Below are 499 nucleotides of genomic sequence, written 5' to 3' on the forward strand. Positions count from 1 at the left end.
TCGCTTACTTGGTTATTTTTCCGATAAGAATATGCCAGGTTATTTAGGCTTCTGGTGTAGCCTTCTGCCCACACATCTGCTGCTTGCAGGTAATAAGCCTCAGAGATAGCCAACGCTTTTTCTTGAAGCGCTATGGCTTCACGTACTTGGTTATTTTGCAGATAAGAAGATGCCAGCTTATCTAGGCTTATGTTGTAGTCTTCTGCCCACACATCTGCTGCTTGTTGGTAATAAGCCTCACAGATAGCCAACGCCTTTTCTTGAAGCGCTATCGCTTCACGTACTTGGTTATTTTTCCGATAAGAAGATGCCAGGTTAGTTAGACTTTTGGTGTAGCCTTCTGCCCACACATCTGCTGCTTGTTGGTAATATGCCTCATGGATAGCCAACGCCTTTTCTTGAAGCGCTATGGCTTCACGTACTTGGTTATTTTGCTGATAAGACAATGCCAGGTTAGCTAGGCTTGTGGTGTAGTCTTCTGCCCACACATCTTCTGCTT

General features: G+C 44.7%; 1 protein-coding gene. It reads right to left on the reverse strand.

From position 1 onward, the window contains the following. Nucleotides 1-488: tetratricopeptide repeat protein (locus AB4140_RS19670; RefSeq protein ID WP_372002321.1), on the reverse strand; the 488-nt coding region annotated here is incomplete at its 3' end. Nucleotides 489-499 lie beyond the last annotated feature (11 nt).

Source organism: Shewanella sp. 10N.286.51.B2, assembly GCF_041469265.1.
Lineage (GTDB): Bacteria > Pseudomonadota > Gammaproteobacteria > Enterobacterales > Shewanellaceae > Shewanella.